The following is a 16,365-nucleotide window of genomic DNA, read 5'->3' as shown; positions in this document are numbered from 1 at the left end:
GTGAGCGCGATCCACGTGCGCGGCCTCACCGTCCGCTACCGCGGGGCGCCCGTCCCCGCCGTGGACGGCATGGACTTCACCGTCGAACGGGGCGAGGTCTTCGGCTTCCTCGGACCCTCCGGAGCCGGGAAGTCCACCGTCCACCGGGTCCTCACCCGGCGGATCCGCCGGTTCGGGGGAACCGTCAGCGTGCTCGACGCCCCCGTGGGCCGGGGCCGTGACCGGGACTTCTTCGAGCGGATCGGTGTCGCCTTCGAACTCCCCGCACGCCTTCCCGCCCTGACCGCCCGGGAGGACCTCGCCGTCTTCGCCGCCCTGTACCGCGGCCCGACGGAGGACCCCGGGGAACTCCTGGAGCTGCTGGACCTGGCCGGGGCCGCCGACCGCGGGACCGCCGAGTTCTCCAAGGGCATGCTCGTCCGTCTCAACCTGGCCCGGGCGCTGGTCAACCGCCCCGAACTGCTCCTGGTGGACGAACCCACCAGCGGCCTGGACCCGGTCCGGGCCGAACGCGTCCGGGAGGTGCTCAGGGACCGGGCCCGCCAGGGGACCACGGTCTTCGTCACCACCCACGACATGCTCACCGCCGAACGCGTCTGCGACCGGATCGCCTTCGTCGTCGACGGACGCATCGCGGCCGTGGACAGCCCCCGGCGCCTGCGGCTCGCCCACGGGAGCCCGGACGTCGTCGTGGAGTTCCGCAGGAACGGGCGGCTGGAGCGCAGGGAACTCCCGCTGGACGGCCTGGCGGAGCCGCTCGGCATCGCCGGGGCGCACGTGGAGACCGTGCACAGCCGGGAGGCCGCCCTCGACGACGTCTTCGCCCGCGTCACCGGCCGACGGATGGGGCGCCAGGCGTGAGTGCCACGCTCCGGCGGCCCCGGGCCGCGCTGTCCCTGGAGGCGCGCACCCACACCAGGCAGGGCACGGTGGTCGCGGCCGTGGCCCTGGCGCTGGTGTGGGCCGCCGTCGTGCTCGCGCTCCCCTCGGGATCGGCCCGCACGGTCGCGGGGCTGCTGCTGTTCCTGGACACCGCCGGGTTCGGTGTGCTGTTCGTCGCCGTCCTCATGCTCGGCGAGCGCACCAGCGGGGCGTGGGCGGCGCTGGCGGTGAGCCCGCTGGGCGCGGGGGAGTACCTGACCGCACGGCTGGTGACGTTCACCGTGCTCGGAGCGGTGGCGGCGGTGCCGATCACGGCCGCCGCGCGTCCCGTCGGCGGCCTCGCCGGCGCCGTCGTGGCGGTCGCGGGCACGGCCCTGCTCGCCGCGGTGCTGTGCGCGGTGTCGGTGGCCGCGTGCGCGTCGGCGCGGGACCTCGCCGACCTGATGGTCGCCGTGCCCCTGTGCCTGGGGCCGCTCCTGGCGCCGCCGCTGGTGGTGGCGGCGGGCGTGGCCGACCATCCGCTCCTGTACGCCGTGCCGACCACGGCCGCCCACACGGTGGTGCGCTGGGGGCTGGACCCCGCATCCGTGCACCTGTCGGGGACGGCGGTCCTGGCGCTGGCGGCGGTCGCCGTCGGCGCGGCCGTCGGGTCCTGCCTGGTGGCGCGCTGGGCGCTGGCACGGGCGCGCACGGTCGAGGGAGCCCGGCCGCCGTGGGCCCGTGCCAGGAGGGGTGCGCGCCGCGGCCGTGGTCCCCGTGCGGCGGGACGCCCCGCGCGGGTGCTCGCGTGGGTGGACCTGCGGGGCGCGGCCGCCGACGGCATGGTCTGGGCGCTGCTGGCCGGGCCGACCGTGGTGGCCCTGGGCCTGCGCGCGGGCCTGCCGTTGGCGTCGGACACTCCGCTGTTGGCCGGTGTCGACGTGGCGGCGTGGCGGCCGGTGCTCCTGGCGGCCCTGGTCCTGCTGCACGTGCCGATGACGGCCGGGTCGGTGGTGGCGTTGCGGGCGGTGGAGGACCGGGAACGGGGCACACTCGCCCTGTGGGCGGCCTCCCCGCTGGGGACGGGCGCCTACCTCGCCTATCGCGCCGTGGCCGCCGCCGGGCTCACGGCGGTGCAGCTCGCGGTCGCGCTGCCGCTGAGCGGACTGGTCGACGGCGGTGCGCGGTCGGTGGTCGGCGCGGTTCCGGCCGCCGCACTCCTGGCCGCCGCCCTCGCGCTGGCGGTGGCGGCGACCGCACGGGACCGGGTGCGCGCCCTGGTCGTGCTCAAGGGTGCGGGCGTGCTCTTCGTCCTGGCGCCCGTGGCGCTGTGGGTCCTTCCCTCCCCCTGGGCGTGGTTCCTGCTGCCGCTGCCGGTGACCTGGCCTCTGGCGGCCCTGCCCGCCTACGGTCTGGCGCCGGTCGTGCCCGCCGGGCTGTGCGCGACCGCGGCGGGCGTGCTGTCGGTCGTGGGCGCGTGGCGGTGGGCGCGCGCGACGGTCGACGGCTGACGTCCGCGCTCAGCCCTGATCCGGCCGGACCCCGGACAGGGCGGCCTCGTCCACGCGGACCAGGGCCACCAGCGGCGCGACCATGAGCAGCGCCATGACGGCGAACACCGCGCGCAGCCCCGCGAGTTCGGCGAGCAGCCCGCCGAGGGCGGCGCCCAGGGGCATCGTGCCCCATGCGACCAGCCGGTAGGCGCTGTTGACCCGGCCCAGCAGGCCGTCCGGCGTGACGCGCTGGCGCAGCGACACGGTCACCACGTTCCACACGGCGATGCTCGCGCCCCCGACGAACAACCCCGCGCCCACCAGGAGCGGGTCCGAGGTCAGGGCGGGCACGCCCACGAGTGCGCCGAAGCCCACGACCGACAGGCGCAGCGCCCAGGCCCGGCCGAGGAGCCCCTCGACGCGGTCGGCCGTCAGGGAGCCCACGAGGCTCCCCGCCGCCGTGGCGGTCAGCAGCAGACCGTAGGCGGGCTCGGTCAGGCCCATCGGGGAGTCGGGGCCGACCGCGAACAGCACGAAGACCGCGAACGAGGCGCTGGTGGCCAGGTTGGACACGCCCACCAGGACCGCGAACACGCGCAGCAGGCGGTGCCGCCACAGGAAGCGCAACCCCTCGGCGATGTCGGCCCGCAGGGTCGTGCGGGTGGACCGTTCGACCCGGAACCGGCCGCGCACGAGCAGCAGCGCGCCCACGGCCGCCAGCCACAGCCCCGCGGGGGCGGCGAAGGCCGACGCCGCACCCAGCGCCACCAGCAGGCCGCCCAGCGGAGGGCCGACGAACTGGTTCGCGGTGAGCTCGACCGCGTGCAGCCGCCCGTTGGCGCGGGAGAGCCGCGTCCGGGGGACCACCTGGGGCAGGATCGACTGCGCGGAGGTGTCGTACACGGTCTCGGCGGCGCCGACGCAGAACGCCAGCGCGTACAGCACCGCGATCGATCCGGAGTCCAGGGCCAGCAGCACGGCCAGGAGGCCGAGGAGCGCCGCGCGCGCGAGGTTGGCGCCGAGCATGGCCGCGCGCCGGTCGACGCGGTCGGCGAGCGCTCCGGCGGGCAGGGCCAGCAGCAGCCAGGGCAGGCCCAGCGCGAGGGTCACGCCCGCGACGAGGGTGGGTGCGTCGGTGTAGGCCAGGGCGGCCAGCGGCAGGCCGACCTTGAGCACACCGTCCGCCAGGTTGGACAGCCCGGACGAGGCCAGCAGGGGGCCGAAGCGCGCGCCCGGGGTTCGTGACGTGATGGCCGGGTCCGGCCGAAGGGGGGTGTCATCGGACATGAATCGAGAATGGCTGATCGATTGAGAAAACTCAATCGACTTCCCGGCAAGAGTTCCCGGTCTCGCCCGCGTTCGTTAGGCTGTCGCCATGGCTGAGCTGGAGGACGGGCACGACGCGGTCCCGGGACGCCGACGGCGCCCGGCGACCGTCCGCGAGGCCAAGGCCCTCGCGCACCCGCTGCGCGTGCGGATCCTGCGGCTGTGCCTGCACCGCGAGCTAACCAACAAGGAGCTCGCCGACCGGCTCGACACCACCCCGGGCACGGTGCTCTACCACGTCCGCCAGCTCGTGGACGCGGGCCTGCTCGCCGCCGCCCCCGTCCGGACCGGCGACAGCGGCGCGCTGGAGAAGCCCTACCGGTCCACGGGAGAGACCTGGTGGCTCTCGCTCGACGACGGCGAGTCCGGCGGCGTGCCCGCCGCGGCGCCCCTCGCGGCCTTCCAGGAGGAGCTGGGCGAGGCCGGACCGGAGTCGGTGCGCGGGTTCGCCCGGTTCGTCCTGCACCTGTCCGACGAGGACGTCGCCGAACTCGACCGGCGCATCGTCGCGGTCCTGGACGCGTTCGTCGCCACCGACGACGAGCGCCGCGACCAGCCCGTGTACAGCGGAATGTTCGTTCTGCACCGGCCCGCCGAGTCCTGACCCGCGCCCCGCCGCGTTCCCGCCGGAGTCCTACTCCGTCCCCGACCCGGAGCGCCGGGCGTAGGCGCGAGCCGCGCGGGCGCGGTCGCCGCAGCGGGTCGAGCACCAGTGTCGGCGGCCGTGCCGGACCAGATACCGGTTGCAGGGGGTCGAACCGCAGGCGGTGAGACGTTCCGCGTCCGGGCTCGTGAGCAGGGCGGCGGCGTCGGCGGCGAGGGTCGCGAGGGCGTGGTCGAGGATCTGGGTGGTGGGGTGGGTGGTGGCGCGGTAGGGGCCGGTCCTGTCGTCCCACAGCAGCAGCGGGGCGGTGGGGACACGGGTCAGCGCGTCGTTGACGGCGCTCAACGCGGCGGGCAGGGCGGGCAGCCCGTCGGAGCGCGAGGCGAACAGCGCCCTGATCTGTTCGCGCAGCGAGCGCAGCTGGGACGCGCACATCTCCCGCAGGTCGGTGTCCACCGGGGCCAGGTCACGCTCGACCATCCATTGCTTCGCCGCCGCGACGGTGCCCAGAAGGTCGATGAAGCGCCCGCCCGGAAGCGCGATGACGCTGTTGACGAGGGCGAGGGAGGAGTACCGCTCCTCGCCCGGCGCCGGCGGCAGCTCGGGCTCGGCGGTGGTGGGGTCGTCCATGGATGTCATGGTACGACGTCCCGCCATGCGTGAACCTCACGTTTGATGTTGCCGACAAGCGTGAGGATCGTCTACGCTCGCATCACGGTTAACAAAACCTCTATCCGTGAGGAGCTTCCTCCATGCCCTCGTCCGCCACGGCGAACGCCCCCTTTCCCGTCCGCGTCTTCGGCGGCCCGACCGCCCTCTTCGAGTACGGCGGCCTGCGCTTCCTGACCGACCCGACCTTCGACGCCCCCGGCGACTACCCGACGCCGGGCGGCCCGACCCTCACCAAGACCGCGCCCGCCTCGGGCGCACCCGCCGACCTCGGCCGCGTGGACGTGGTCCTGCTCTCCCACGACGAGCACGCCGACAACCTGGACGACTCCGGCCGCGCGCTGCTCGCCGACGTCCCGCTCACCCTCACCACCCCCGGCGGCGGCCAGCGCCTCGGGGCGAAGGCCGAAGGACTGGCGGACTGGGAGGCGGTCGAGCTGGACCGCCCCGGGGGCGGCACGGTCACCGTGACCGCCGTCCCGGCCGTGCACGGCCCGGCTCCGCGCGAGGAGATCGAACTGATCACCGGGCAGGTCGTCGGCTTCGTCCTGACCGGCGAGGGTCTGCCGACCGTCTACGTCAGCGGCGACAACGCCTCGCTCGGCCCGGTCCGCGAGATCGCCGAACGCTTCGCCCCGATCGACACCGCCCTCCTGTTCGCGGGCGCGCCCCGGTTCCCCGGGCTCTTCGACGGACAGCCCCTCGTCCTCGACAGCGCCCAGGCCGCCGAGGCGAGCCGCATCCTCGGCGCTCGTCGCGTGGTGCCGGTCCACTACGAGGGCTGGGCCCACTTCACGGAAGGCCGTGCGGAACTGGAGGTCGCCTTCGAGAGGGCGGGGCTGGCCGACCGACTGGACTGGGGCGGCCGCGGCTGACCCCGACGCCCTTGTCGCGCTTGACAGCGGTCAGGTCGTACTGGCCAGTGACAGGAGGTCAATTCCACGTGCGTGTGGTGTTGACCAGCTCCTTGTCCCGCAGCGCCTGGCTCAGATCGATGCCCTCACGGTTCGCGAGCGCCGCGAGGTAGATGAGCACGTCCGCCAGCTCCTCGCCGAGGCCACCGACCGCGCTGTTCGGGTCCACTTTGAGCGAGGCACGCTTGCGCACCGCCTTGCACACCTCCCCGGTCTCCTCCGCCAGCTTGAGAACCTGCTCGACCAGGGTGCTGTCGGAGAACCCCCGCTCGACCTCCATCTTCGCCACGTACTCCTGGATCTCGGCCAGGGTGAGCGGGCGCTCGGGCAGTGGCTCCATGCGTTGTCCCTTCTCGGGGTGCGAGAGCACGGAGGCTATCAGCGGGGCGCAGGTGGGGGCGGAGGAATGGGTCAGTGCGCGGTCGAGGTGTGATCCAGACCGGAGCGCACGACCGCACTCACCCTCCTGTTCGCGGGCGCGCCCCGGTTCCCCGGGCTCTTCGACGGTCGGCTCATCGTTTTCGACGGCGCCCAGGCCGCCGAGGCGAGTCGCATCCTCGGTGTGGGTCGTGGGCCCACTTCACGGAAGGTCGCGCGGAACTGGAGGTCGACTGCGGTCGGCCGGGGTACCGGATTCCAACGTCAGTGCCCACCCCTGGTCGACGGGCACGGCGCGGGCCGTGAGGTCGTCGACGCGGGGCCGTCCGAGGTCCTTCCACTCCTGGAGGAGGTCGCACACCTGTCCCAAAGCGGGTGAGTCGGGTGCGTCGGCCACCAGCCGTGGCTCGGGGAACAGGGCGACGAACCCGGCGTGGTCGGGTGTGGTGACGCCGACCATGGTCTCCCCGCTGCGGTGGGCCATCGTCAGCCCGGACGGGTCGCGGGCGATGGTCCAGAGTTTGAAGTGCTCGATCTCGGGCCAGCCGACCTCCAGTGGCGCGGTGTGGTCGGTGGCCAGCATCCGGGCGAACACCGTCTCGGCCAGGTCCTGGTCGCCGGTGGCGGTGATCCAGGGGGCGGAAACGTAGGAGGGGCTGCGTTCCCCGTCCAAGACGCGGGAGACGGTGGCGTAGCGGGTCCGGTCCAGGGTGGGGGTGGTCATGGGCACGTACTGGCCCCGGTGCAGGCTGATGGACCCGGGGGTGTGGCTGTCATCGACGGTGATGCGGGCCATGGCGGTGGAGTAGGCGATCGGCGCGCAGACCAGGGGTGCCACGATCAGCCCACCAGGGCACACGTGTTCGGCCCAGGCGGTGGGCAGATGGGGCGGGGTGGTCCAGGCGATGAGGCGGTCGAACGGACCGTGTCCGGGAGCACCTCGGTAGCCGTCACCGGCCAGGGAGGTGATGGTGGTGTACCCGGCGTCACGGTGGAGCCGCTCGGCGCGGGTGATCAGGTCGGGTTCCACGTCCACCGACACCACACGCCCCTCGGGTCCGGTGAGCTCGGCGAGGACGGCGGTGGAGTACCCCGAGCCGGTGCCGACCTCCAGGATCCGCATCCCCGGCTCGATGTCCAACAGGGGCAGATGGCGTTCGATCACCGAGACCGGGGTGGTCTGGCGTACCGCTCTCCTGTTCTCACCGCGGTAGTGGGTTTCGTCAACCCGTGCCATCGCCGAGGTGATGGCGGGTGGGGTAACGGTGTCGGTCATGGAATTCCTCGGGTCTCGTGTGGTCAGACGCGCAGTGCCGTGGTCCAGGGCCACCCCAGATCGGCGGGTTCACCCACGGGGGTGCCGTCCACTGTTTGCGCCCAGGCGTGGGTGGCGGGTGGGTCGAACCTGGCTCCCAGACACCAGTGCAGGCGACGGCTGGTGAGCGCGGCGGCGATGACCGTGGCCAGGGACAGTTCCAGGCACGCGGCCCGCCCGGGCCAGTAGGTGCTCGCCCACAGGCAGCCGCCCGCCAAACGGCCCACCGCCGGGGTGGCCGCTGTGGAGTCGGCCAGCGGGAGTCGATGGAGGATGCCGATGGTGGCGATCGTAGCCCGCAAGGGTATGCGGAGCAGGGTGATCGCGCCGATGAAGGCGACCACGCCGAGGATTTTCCAGAGTGTCGTCACTTCGGGGTGGTTGCTGGAGGGCAGTGCCATGGGGCTGCTCATGTGATCACCTCCACCAGGCGCTGTGCGCGCAGGTCCTGGATGAGTTCGTCCAGGTCTCGTGCGAGTTCCTTCTCGGTGACGTCGAAGTGTGCGGCCAGTGCGGTGACGGTGTGGTGATGAGCGTGCCGCTCTTCGACGGTGCTCTGCCAGTACGCGGTGGCGGTCGGGTTCAGGTGCACCCAGGTTCCGGTGCGCAGGTTCAAGATGAGCGCGCCGCGTCCATGGGGGTCGATCGCTGGGGCCGCCCATCGGGTGGCACGAAGACCGTTCATCGGTACACCTCCCTGGATCCTGTGGGTGTGGGGGTGGTGGTCCACCAGGCCGGTGCCTCGGCCAGGGTGCGAACCCACAGCTCGGCCGTGACCAGGTGGGCGAGCGCGCTCAGAGGAGCGGCGCGCCCATCGACCGCTCGGTTCAACGCGGCCAGCGCCGGCGCGGGGTCCACGATCCCGACGTCGGCCAGGTGGGCGTCCTCCAGCAGGGTGCGGATGGCGGGAGCGTGGCGGCGCAGTCCCTCGTAGGCATGGGTGGTGAAGGAGTCCTTGGTGCGCCGCTTCAACAGGGCCGGTGGGAGAAGGTCGGCTAGGGCGGCGTGGAGTTGGGGTTTGAATCGGTGGACGTGGCCGCGGGTCCAGGACGGTGCTGCCAAGGTGGCACGCACCACCTGGTTGTCCAGGAAGGGAGCGCTGATGTGCACCCCCACGTCGTGGGCGATCAGATCGATGAACGTGGTGTGTGTGGCGGCGTAGTAGCGCAGGCCCCGCCAGTCCGCCCACGCCCCAGGCAGGTGGTCGTCGTCGGCTGTGCGTGCGGCGTGGTGGGCGTGCTCGGCGAGGACACGGCGGCTGGTGGGGGTGAGCCAGGCTGCCAGGGCGGTCGGGGCTGTCCACGCCAGGGCTCGCTCCAGGCGTGGGGGACGGGTGCCCTGTTCCAGGTGGGTGGCGAGTTGGTCCAGGGCGTGGGGGTAGCGGGTGCGGGCGAGTCGGTAGACGCCGCGCAGGAGCTGGTGTGCTGGGAGGCGCCACAGGCGGGCCCGCGCTCGGGTTTCGGCCCAGACTCTGCGGTGTTGGCCCGTGGCGGCCAGGTCGGCGAGGTAGGCGGGGCCGGTGGACAGGACGGTGTCGCCGCCGTTGCCGGTCAGGTGCAGGGTGCTGCCATGAGCGCGTGCGGGTGACAGGTAGGCGCGGTGGCGTCCCAAGGCGCGCAGGTCCGGGGCCGGAGCGTCTGTGGGGGCCGCCTGTTCCAGATGGCTGTAAGGCAACGTGTCGGGGTCACCGTGGACGAGGTGGTGGGTGATGCGGCTGGTGGTGGCCGCCGCTGTTCGGGCATGACGCACATCTTCGTGGTTGTCCAGACCTGGTGCGGTGTAGGTGAGCGCGTACACCGACCGGCGGCGAGCGGCGAGCAGGGTGAGGGTGGTCGAGTCCAGTCCACCGGACAGGTCCGCGCTCAGCCGCTCCGTGGTGGTGGCGCGCAGGTGGACAGCGGTGCTCAGGGCGGTACGCAGTCGGTGGGGTGTGGCGTCCGGGTCGGGGCCGGTGGGGGGTTCGTAGTCAATGGTGGTGGCGCGTTGGTGGGTGAGAATGAGGGCGTGGCCCGGTGGGACTTGGTGGATGCCGCGCCACAGGCTTCGGGTGGAGCGGAGTTCCTCCACCAGAGGCGCGGCCAGGCGTGCGGCGAGCACGTCGGTGTCCAGGCGGGCCGCGGTGGCCTGGGCGAGGGGGCGGGCGCGGGTGGCCCACAGCCACCCGTTGTCGTGGTGGGTGTAGAAGACGGGCCACACACCTGCCAGGTCGGTGACCACCACGGTTTCCTCAGGCGTGGTCAGGACGCTCAGGTAGGAGCCCGGCCAGTGGGTGAGCTGGTGCCAGTCGCGGGTTCGGAGGGCGTCATGGCAGGTGTCGTGGAGCTGGGCGGTCGTGGCACCGCAGCCGCCGATGACGGTAACCGTGAAATGGGTGGTGCGGTGGTGGAGCGCGCCGATGGTCCACACGGGACTGTGATGGTCGGTGAGGGTATCGGCTCCGATGGGGGTCAGCTCCGAGGGGCGGGGACGGTGGTATCCGGCTGCCCAGCGCATGGGGTCCTTCCCAGGGGTGTGGCCGCCACCCCCCCGCGGGGGTGAGGGGCGGCGGCCACAGGAGCGGGGGTTTACTCGTCGTCGTCGACGCCGACACCGACGTCGGTGAAGTAGCGGTCGTTGTCCTCACTGTCCTCGGGGACGTCTCCGAGGGTGTGGGCGTGGACGGTGCCGAGCGTGGTGGCTCGGGGCGGCGTGTAGGTGAACGCGCTGTCCATGGCCGTCACCTTCCCTTCGAGTCGTGTCGGCCCGCCACGGTCAGCGGACCTGGTATGCACCGAAGGTAGGACCGGGACCGCTAAGGGTGAAGGGACGTGTCGGCCTCCATCCCGAGACCACAGCGGGGCAGGTAGGCCACAGTGGCCCATCTTGACCTGTTCGGCCAGGTCACAGGCCCAAGTCTTGGGCCAGGTCCACGAGGTTCGGGACACGGCGGCCGTTCCCGCGTTCCAGCAACGCCTGTGTCGTGGTGTGGGCCTGGGGGTGGTAGCGCACCCACTCGGGCGCGATGCGGTGGGCTCCCAGCAGAGCCGTCGCTGCCTGCTGGTCGTGTCGGAGCTCGGTGCGGGTGTGGGCGGCGTTGAGCAGGTACCGGGCCCGCCAGGACGCCGGCGCTCGACCGCTGCTGGGTACACGGTCGATGAGATGGTGGGCCAGGTCCAACTCGCCCAGTTCCACGGCGTCGTTGACCGCGGTCATCGCCACCACACCGGGGCCGAACACGGCCCACCGATCGGTGCGATCGCCCCCCACACGTTCGGCCGCCGAACGCGCGATGGAGGTCAGATCCCAGCATCGCGGCGCGTGCCCAGCACGAGCTGCGGCTCCGGCGGCGTTGACCACCAGCGCGCCGAACACCGCCACCTGCTCCGGGGTGGCACTCATCCAGGACGGTTCGCAGGCTTCGGCCGCACGGGTGGCGATCTGTTCCGCCTGGCTCAGGCGGCCTTGGCGTCGGTAGATCCAGGACAGGAAGTTCGCGGCCGCCGCGTGGTGCAGTTGTGATCCGCTGGCGCGGGCGGCGGCCAGAGCCCGGTCGACCGCCAGGAACGCCAGGTCCTTGTGACCCAGGGTGATGGCCACTCCGGCTGAGGCCTGGTAAGCGGTGGCCAGAATGCCGTGTGCCGCGACCTGGTCTTGCTCCTGCCATTCGCGGGCGGCGTAGCGGGCTTGGGCGATGACCTCGGGCAGCCGCATGGACACCTGCGCATAGGCACCGTCCTGGTACAGAGCCCACACCCTGCCCATTTCGGCGCGCATCTCGACCACACTCGGCGGGTCGGGTTCGGCGGCGTCGATGGTGTCGATCAGGTCCAGTGCGTCGGGGCCGGTGAGGGCGTGACGGATGCCGTCCACGTCCAATCCCGGAGCGGTTTCGACGGGTTCGGGGTCAGCAGTCAGGAGGCCAGCGGTGGCGCATCCCAGGGCGTCGGCGAGTGCGTCGAGCGTAGCCAGGCGGGCTCCGGTGCGCTTGCCCTGCTCCAGGCGGCGCACCACGTCCACGCTCACCCCCGCCGCGGCGGCGAGTTCCTCCTGGGTGAGGGCACGTAGACGACGTCGTCGGGCGAGTTGGGGGCCGATGTGGGGGGAGGCCGGCACGGGCACCACCTCGTGGGTGACGGGGATGGCGGTCGGGGTTTCCCGCCGTGGGGTCAGTGTGCCCTGTACCTACGGGTGGTCACCACCCGTGCACGGAGAACGTCTGGCCTGACCGGATCCGGCCGATGACGGTGGCGATGTAGGGGATGGTGTCCTCGGGCAGGTGGTCGGGGTCGCTCCAAGACAGGCCCGCGCACAACCCGGGTTCCAGGTTGGTGGGGGTGCCCTCCCACCGGGTGGTGGTGAAGAAGAACCCGATCCTGGTCTTGCCTTGCGCGTTGCGGTGGTGGGCCACGTGCGCACACACCAGGTCACCTGGGTCGATGACGACCCCGACTTCCTCTTTGAGTTCGCGCGCGGCCCCCTGGACGGCGGACTCTCCCTCTTCCAGGTGGCCGCCGGGGATGCCGAACTGTCCGTCGGCGAACCCGGTGCCCTTGCGCTGGCCGAGCAGGATGCTTCCGTCACTACGTGTGAGTAGAACGCACACGTCCACGGTGGGATTCGCCCTCGTCGACACCATGCACCCTCCCAGTACGGTCCTGCTTCGAGAATGCTTCCCAGCATGCCGCAGGCCCTCTTCGGGCAGACACAGGGGTGCCCCCGCGTTCCGGGAAGGGCGTGCATACACACTGCGTGTGTGGCGTTGCCGTGAGGCGGTGAGCCAGGCAGTCCAAACCCTATGCCGCTGACCTACGCGGAACGCGGGCCGGTGTGCGTGCTTCCTCCAGGCGTCGGCGTGCCTCGGCCACGGCCTCGCGCCGGGCCGGGGAGTGCGCCGGTGGGTTCGGCGGCGGCACGGACGGTCGGTGTTTTCCCTCGTCGAGTGAGGCGCGCGCACGTGCCAGGAGCGCGGGGTCGACGGCCACGTCCTCCATCGGCGGTTCCGGTGTCGGCCGTGGCGGCTTGGCTGGCGTGGGCGGGTGCATGAGTTCGTTGGGGACCGTGCGGCAGGGGCGCTCGCACAGGCGGCAGGTACCGCCGGGGACGTTGCGGATCGCGGGGTGGCCGGGGCAGGTGCGGGGCGCGGTCCCGGCCGCGTCCACCAGGAACTCCGGCGGTCGCGCGAAGGGGTCGGGGTCGTCTCCGGACCGGGGGCGGGGGATGCCCGCGAACGGGGAGGGCGGATGTCCGTGCACGCCGCGCCCGAGGCGTCCGTCGAGGAAGGCCCGCGCGTCCTCGGGGCTGCGCAGGCGGCGCATGAGCGCGGGGAAGGGGCGGCGCGCGGTGGTGGCGTCGCTGAGCACGGCGGTGAGTTCGTCGGGTGTCAGGCCGTCGTCGAGGACCTCGCGCGCCGCGCGGTCCAGGGCCGTCCGGTCGGCGTGGGGGTTGCCGAGGACCGCGTCGGGGATGCGTTCGAGCTGGGGCAGGCACACCGCGGGCGCCGCGTCCGGAGGCCGGGGCCTCCGGACGGACGGAGAAGGGTCGCTGGGGTAAGGGTGAGTTGGGAAAAGGTCTGTGCGTCGATCTGACGTGTCGCCGACGTCAATCTGAACAGGCGAGGCCTCAATCTGACGTGCCGTCGCCACCGGCGGGTAGGGGCGGGTGGTCGCGTCGAGGGGATCCTCGCCCAGCGCGGCGCGTACCTCGTTGATCTCCGCCAGGGTCTGTTCCGCGAAGACGCTGGCGGGGACCAGCAGTTCCAGGACCCCGGGAAGCCGGTCGGCGGCCTGGAGACGGGCCTCCACATCGTCGGAGAAGAAGACACGCACCTGGGCGCGGGACAGGCGTCGGATGAGTCCGGCGCCCGCGAGGTCCTTCAGGGCGCGCTCGACCGTGGACCGGCTCATGGTCCCTCCGCAGCGCTCCACGAGGCTCCCGTGGCTCAGAAAGCACCAGCGTCCGTCGGCGTCCACGGCGTTGGCGATGGCCACCGCGACCGGGATCGAGCGGTAGCTCGGAAACAGACCCTCGTTCATCGCCCGGGCGACCCACAGGAGCGGAATGAACCCGACCCCCTTCATCGCGCCTTTGTCGCGCTTGCGGGGGGCAGCGGTCGAATTCGGGGTTTCGGCCACGGGGGCGGGGCAGGGGAGAGTAGACTGCACGGCAGTCGCCTTCCTGGTGTTGCAGGACAGGTGGTCAGAGCCCGGAACCGGTGTGGTCGCACCGACCGGGCTCGAATCTTTTCGGGACCCAACGTAGCGGGGGGAACACGAGTTCGGACGGTTTCGGGAGAAGTCCGTCCCGCTCACCCCGGAAACGCTGTCGGGAATCGCATCCGACAGGGCATGTGCCAGGTTCGTCCCCACCACACGCCCCGGTTTCGGCCCTGCCGTAGGTCGAATACGGGCTCAGGTCAGAACCGCAGCCAGGTCCCCGCCAGCCCCTGCTGCCCCTCGCCGGGCGCCGACCAGTCGCACACCCCGTCCGCGAACACCCGCGCCGCCCGGTCGGCCTGCTCCTTCGTGAACTCGGCCGGGTGCGCGTCGGCGTCGAAGGGCACGCGGCGGCACCGGATCACGTCCGAGGTCACCGGAGCGCCCGCGACCATGCGCGGCGACGCGTGCGTGGGGAAGGCCTCGGCGCACGTGTCCCCGCTGCCGGTCCCGAGGGGCAGCTGCTCACCGACCACCCGCCGCCGGGGCCCGTCCCCCACCCAGCACGCGTCGGTCAGCCACGCGGGCCGCGCCGCGCGGACGTGGTCCATGACGGGCCGGTCCGGGGCCCGCCGACGCCGCTCCAGAACACCCGTCGCCCAGACGTCCAGCTCCCTCAGCGCCCGACCGGCCACCGGCGCCGACGCCGAGAACCCGCCCGACCCCCGCTCCTCGACCAGCATCACGTGGTTGTCGACGGTGCCGTTGGCCGCGCGCAGCCGCTCGCGGGTGGCGAACGAGTGGTAGCGCATGTGCACGTCGCCGCCCGGGGAGTCGTCGGTGTAGGTGCGGTGGTCCACGATCGGGATGCGCGACAGCCCCGCGCCGCCGTTCAGCAGGCGTCCGGTGCGGTAGGCGGCCTCGGTCGCGGCGGGGTCGGCCTCGGTCCGCGCGGCCATCACGTGCCCGTCGGCGTCGATCCCGCCGACGTGCTCGTTCAGGTGCAGGAACTCGTCGACGTCGATCGTCCCGTCCAGCAGCGCCCCGAGCCCGTACTGCACGCCGACGTTGTCCAGCGGGCGCCGGGGCAGACCGGTGTACGGGTCGGCGCCGTACACGTTGACCGTGTGGGCGAACAGCTCGCAGCGGGCGCCGCGGGGGTTGCGCTCGGGGTGGTAGCGCAGCTCCTCGGGCACCCGTGCCCGGCAGACGCCCCGGGGGTCGATCCGCACCGCCTCCCGGGCCATGCGTCCGAGGCTCCTCCACGTCGGGAACCCCGAGACCGCCAGCCGCTGGTCGCGGGTGAGCGCGTCGGGGTGCTCGCGGGCGTAGGCGTCGAGCAGCAGCGCGTCGGCGGCCGCCGGGACGAGCGAGGTCAGCACGTCGGGGAAGCTCTGGGAGACCACGACGCCGTCCAGCAACCCCGGATAGTTGTCCGCGATCTGGTGGGACTGGTACGCGCCCCCGGAGGACCCCCACCCCAGCGTGAGGTCGGGGGAGCCGTGGGCCAGGACGAAGCGCTCCCGGACCGCCGCCATGGTCTCGGCGGCGAGCAGGTCGTTGCAGTTGTACCCGAACACGTTGAGCGTGGCGGAGGCGACCGCGTACCCCTGGGAGAGCATCCCGGCGTCGAGCACCCCGGCCGTGCGCGAGCCCTGCACGAACCAGCCGCCCTTGCAGCCGCCGCCGAACTTGTACACCAGGCGCCGGTTCCAGCCCTCGGGCGCGTGCCAGGGGTCGGGTTCCGCCGCGCCCGGGGTGAACAGCACCGCCGTCTCGTAGATCGCCCGGTTGGCGGTCCCGGTCTCCACCCGCACGGTGAAGGGGACCTCCGCGCCCGTGGAGGTCGTGGCGAGTGCGGCGTCGTCGGGAACGCGGTCGGGGTCCGGCATCGCGGCCCACGCGTCGTCGGTGGTCCGGTACATGTGCCGGACCACGGTGGGGGCCGAGCAGTCCTCGTCGAGGGGCGCGCCGAGCGTGCCGCCGCCGTGCAGGTCGAAGGAGACGGTGTCGCACACGAACGGCGTCTCGTGCGGCCCGGAGAACACCGGTCCCGACGCCGGGTGGTTGGTGACCGCGAGCCGGGTCCGCCGTCCCGACAGCGCCGCCGCCAGTGTGGCGCGCCCCTCGGGCAGGCCGGTGACCACACCCTCCAGGGCGGGGCCGACACCCTCCAGGCGCACCGTCGCGAGCGTGTCGGTGACGTCCCGGCCGTCGACCGTCAGCCGGGCCCGGTCGGGGTCGGCGCCGGGCGGCAGGCCGACCCGGACCAGGGCGGTGCCGCCCATGACCGCGTCGGGCCGGGAGGAGAGCACCTGGATCGTCGGCCCGCCGCCGTCGTCCGGGGCGGGCGGGGGAACCGTGGGGGCCGCCGACGGGGGGAGGGCGGAGGCGGAGGCCTCGAAGGCGTTCTGGGGGGTGGGGGGTGTCCCGGAGACGGTGAACACGGCGGCGCAGAGGGCGGCTCCGGCGCCGACGAGGGCGCGTCCGCCGCGCGGTCTCACCACGGGCGCTCTCGGGACGGTTCGGTCGCGGGTGCCGCGGCCGTGGGCCGCTGGGGATCGCTCACGCACGCCCCGATCGTGTCCACCGGGTCAACCGGGGAGGAGGGAACACACCGGGGATGAGACGGGCTTTGCCCTCCCATGACGCCTCGGATACCCCGAACCAGGAC

Annotated in this window: 16 protein-coding genes; 4 read left to right on the top strand and 12 right to left on the bottom strand. The window is 73.0% G+C overall.

Annotated elements, in window-relative coordinates; translation table 11 throughout:
• A complete protein-coding gene (locus tag AB0I72_RS15620) occupies nt 1–861 on the top strand; it encodes an ABC transporter ATP-binding protein (protein WP_358568214.1) in 861 nt (286 codons plus the stop codon).
• Complete coding sequence (locus tag AB0I72_RS15615; RefSeq protein WP_358568212.1) at nt 858–2,372, top strand: hypothetical protein; 1,515 nt, start codon at nt 858–860, stop codon at nt 2,370–2,372. The genes AB0I72_RS15620 and AB0I72_RS15615 overlap by 4 nt, the downstream gene beginning before the upstream one ends.
• A 9-nt stretch (nt 2,373–2,381) precedes the next feature.
• On the opposite strand, the gene AB0I72_RS15610 is transcribed toward AB0I72_RS15615, so the two are convergent.
• Nucleotides 2,382–3,641, bottom strand: a complete 1,260-nt coding sequence (locus AB0I72_RS15610; protein WP_358568210.1) for an MFS transporter — start codon at nt 3,639–3,641, stop codon at nt 2,382–2,384.
• A gap of 88 nt (nt 3,642–3,729) precedes the next feature.
• Here AB0I72_RS15610 and AB0I72_RS15605 point away from each other — a divergent pair, with 88 nt between their 5' ends.
• Entirely contained in the window at nt 3,730–4,284 is a 555-nt protein-coding gene (locus AB0I72_RS15605) for a winged helix-turn-helix domain-containing protein (protein ID WP_358568208.1), read from the top strand.
• Between the two features lie 30 nt (nt 4,285–4,314).
• Here the strand turns inward: AB0I72_RS15605 and AB0I72_RS15600 are convergent, their stop codons facing one another.
• On the bottom strand, nt 4,315–4,914 hold the full coding sequence (locus tag AB0I72_RS15600; protein ID WP_358568205.1) for an ABATE domain-containing protein: 600 nt from the start codon (nt 4,912–4,914) through the stop codon (nt 4,315–4,317).
• Between the two features lie 122 nt (nt 4,915–5,036).
• On the opposite strand from AB0I72_RS15600, the gene AB0I72_RS15595 reads away from it, so the two are divergent.
• Nucleotides 5,037–5,828 (top strand): MBL fold metallo-hydrolase, encoded by a 792-nt coding sequence (locus tag AB0I72_RS15595; RefSeq protein ID WP_358568202.1) that lies wholly within the window; start codon nt 5,037–5,039, stop codon nt 5,826–5,828.
• 58 nt (nt 5,829–5,886) lie between these two features.
• Here AB0I72_RS15595 and AB0I72_RS15590 read toward each other — a convergent pair whose 3' ends face one another.
• From AB0I72_RS15590 to AB0I72_RS15545, 10 genes are all read right to left on the bottom strand, one after another.
• On the bottom strand, nt 5,887–6,207 hold the full coding sequence (locus AB0I72_RS15590; RefSeq protein WP_358568199.1) for a MazG nucleotide pyrophosphohydrolase domain-containing protein: 321 nt from the start codon (nt 6,205–6,207) through the stop codon (nt 5,887–5,889).
• Between the two features lie 240 nt (nt 6,208–6,447).
• Complete coding sequence (locus tag AB0I72_RS15585; RefSeq protein WP_358568196.1) at nt 6,448–7,521, bottom strand: methyltransferase domain-containing protein; 1,074 nt, start codon at nt 7,519–7,521, stop codon at nt 6,448–6,450.
• Nucleotides 7,522–7,544: 23 nt separating this feature from the next.
• Nucleotides 7,545–7,973 (bottom strand): lasso peptide biosynthesis B2 protein, encoded by a 429-nt coding sequence (locus AB0I72_RS15580; RefSeq protein ID WP_358568193.1) that lies wholly within the window; start codon nt 7,971–7,973, stop codon nt 7,545–7,547.
• Nucleotides 7,970–8,245 (bottom strand): PqqD family protein, encoded by a 276-nt coding sequence (locus tag AB0I72_RS15575; RefSeq protein ID WP_358568190.1) that lies wholly within the window; start codon nt 8,243–8,245, stop codon nt 7,970–7,972. The genes AB0I72_RS15580 and AB0I72_RS15575 overlap by 4 nt, the downstream gene beginning before the upstream one ends.
• The gene (locus AB0I72_RS15570) at nt 8,242–10,053 is read right to left on the bottom strand and encodes an albusnodin/ikarugamycin family macrolactam cyclase (RefSeq protein WP_358568187.1); all 1,812 of its coding nucleotides are present in this window, start codon (nt 10,051–10,053) and stop codon (nt 8,242–8,244) included. Before AB0I72_RS15570 ends, AB0I72_RS15575 begins: the two co-directional genes overlap by 4 nt.
• A 71-nt stretch (nt 10,054–10,124) precedes the next feature.
• The gene (locus AB0I72_RS15565) at nt 10,125–10,271 is read right to left on the bottom strand and encodes a hypothetical protein (RefSeq protein ID WP_358568184.1); all 147 of its coding nucleotides are present in this window, start codon (nt 10,269–10,271) and stop codon (nt 10,125–10,127) included.
• A 169-nt stretch (nt 10,272–10,440) separates the two neighbouring features.
• Nucleotides 10,441–11,652 (bottom strand): helix-turn-helix transcriptional regulator, encoded by a 1,212-nt coding sequence (locus tag AB0I72_RS15560; protein ID WP_358568181.1) that lies wholly within the window; start codon nt 11,650–11,652, stop codon nt 10,441–10,443.
• A 79-nt stretch (nt 11,653–11,731) separates the two neighbouring features.
• A complete protein-coding gene (locus AB0I72_RS15555) occupies nt 11,732–12,175 on the bottom strand; it encodes an NUDIX domain-containing protein (RefSeq protein WP_358568179.1) in 444 nt (147 codons plus the stop codon).
• Between the two features lie 157 nt (nt 12,176–12,332).
• Nucleotides 12,333–13,616, bottom strand: coding sequence for a hypothetical protein (locus AB0I72_RS15550; protein WP_358568176.1), 1,284 nt, complete (start codon nt 13,614–13,616; stop codon nt 12,333–12,335).
• A 335-nt stretch (nt 13,617–13,951) separates the two neighbouring features.
• A complete protein-coding gene (locus tag AB0I72_RS15545) occupies nt 13,952–16,195 on the bottom strand; it encodes a DUF6351 family protein (RefSeq protein WP_358568173.1) in 2,244 nt (747 codons plus the stop codon).
• Between the last annotated feature and the right edge of the window lie 170 nt (nt 16,196–16,365).

Source organism: Nocardiopsis sp. NPDC049922 (assembly GCF_040660275.1).
Taxonomy (GTDB): domain Bacteria; phylum Actinomycetota; class Actinomycetes; order Streptosporangiales; family Streptosporangiaceae; genus Nocardiopsis.
This window is presented reverse-complemented; position numbering and strand designations above follow the sequence as displayed.

Excerpts from the sequence above, each read along its gene's own strand:
- AB0I72_RS15570 (WP_358568187.1), bottom strand. The coding sequence starts at position 10,053 with ATGCGCTGGGCAGCCGGATACCACCGTCCCCGCCCCTCGGAGCTGACC.
- AB0I72_RS15565 (WP_358568184.1), bottom strand. The coding sequence starts at position 10,271 with ATGGACAGCGCGTTCACCTACACGCCGCCCCGAGCCACCACGCTCGGC.
- AB0I72_RS15555 (WP_358568179.1), bottom strand. The coding sequence starts at position 12,175 with ATGGTGTCGACGAGGGCGAATCCCACCGTGGACGTGTGCGTTCTACTC.
- AB0I72_RS15605 (WP_358568208.1), top strand. The coding sequence starts at position 3,730 with ATGGCTGAGCTGGAGGACGGGCACGACGCGGTCCCGGGACGCCGACGG.
- AB0I72_RS15600 (WP_358568205.1), bottom strand. The coding sequence starts at position 4,914 with ATGGACGACCCCACCACCGCCGAGCCCGAGCTGCCGCCGGCGCCGGGC.
- AB0I72_RS15595 (WP_358568202.1), top strand. The coding sequence starts at position 5,037 with ATGCCCTCGTCCGCCACGGCGAACGCCCCCTTTCCCGTCCGCGTCTTC.
- AB0I72_RS15585 (WP_358568196.1), bottom strand. The coding sequence starts at position 7,521 with ATGACCGACACCGTTACCCCACCCGCCATCACCTCGGCGATGGCACGG.
- AB0I72_RS15580 (WP_358568193.1), bottom strand. The coding sequence starts at position 7,973 with ATGAGCAGCCCCATGGCACTGCCCTCCAGCAACCACCCCGAAGTGACG.
- AB0I72_RS15550 (WP_358568176.1), bottom strand. The coding sequence starts at position 13,616 with ATGAAGGGGGTCGGGTTCATTCCGCTCCTGTGGGTCGCCCGGGCGATG.
- AB0I72_RS15610 (WP_358568210.1), bottom strand. The coding sequence starts at position 3,641 with ATGTCCGATGACACCCCCCTTCGGCCGGACCCGGCCATCACGTCACGA.
- AB0I72_RS15590 (WP_358568199.1), bottom strand. The coding sequence starts at position 6,207 with ATGGAGCCACTGCCCGAGCGCCCGCTCACCCTGGCCGAGATCCAGGAG.
- AB0I72_RS15575 (WP_358568190.1), bottom strand. The coding sequence starts at position 8,245 with ATGAACGGTCTTCGTGCCACCCGATGGGCGGCCCCAGCGATCGACCCC.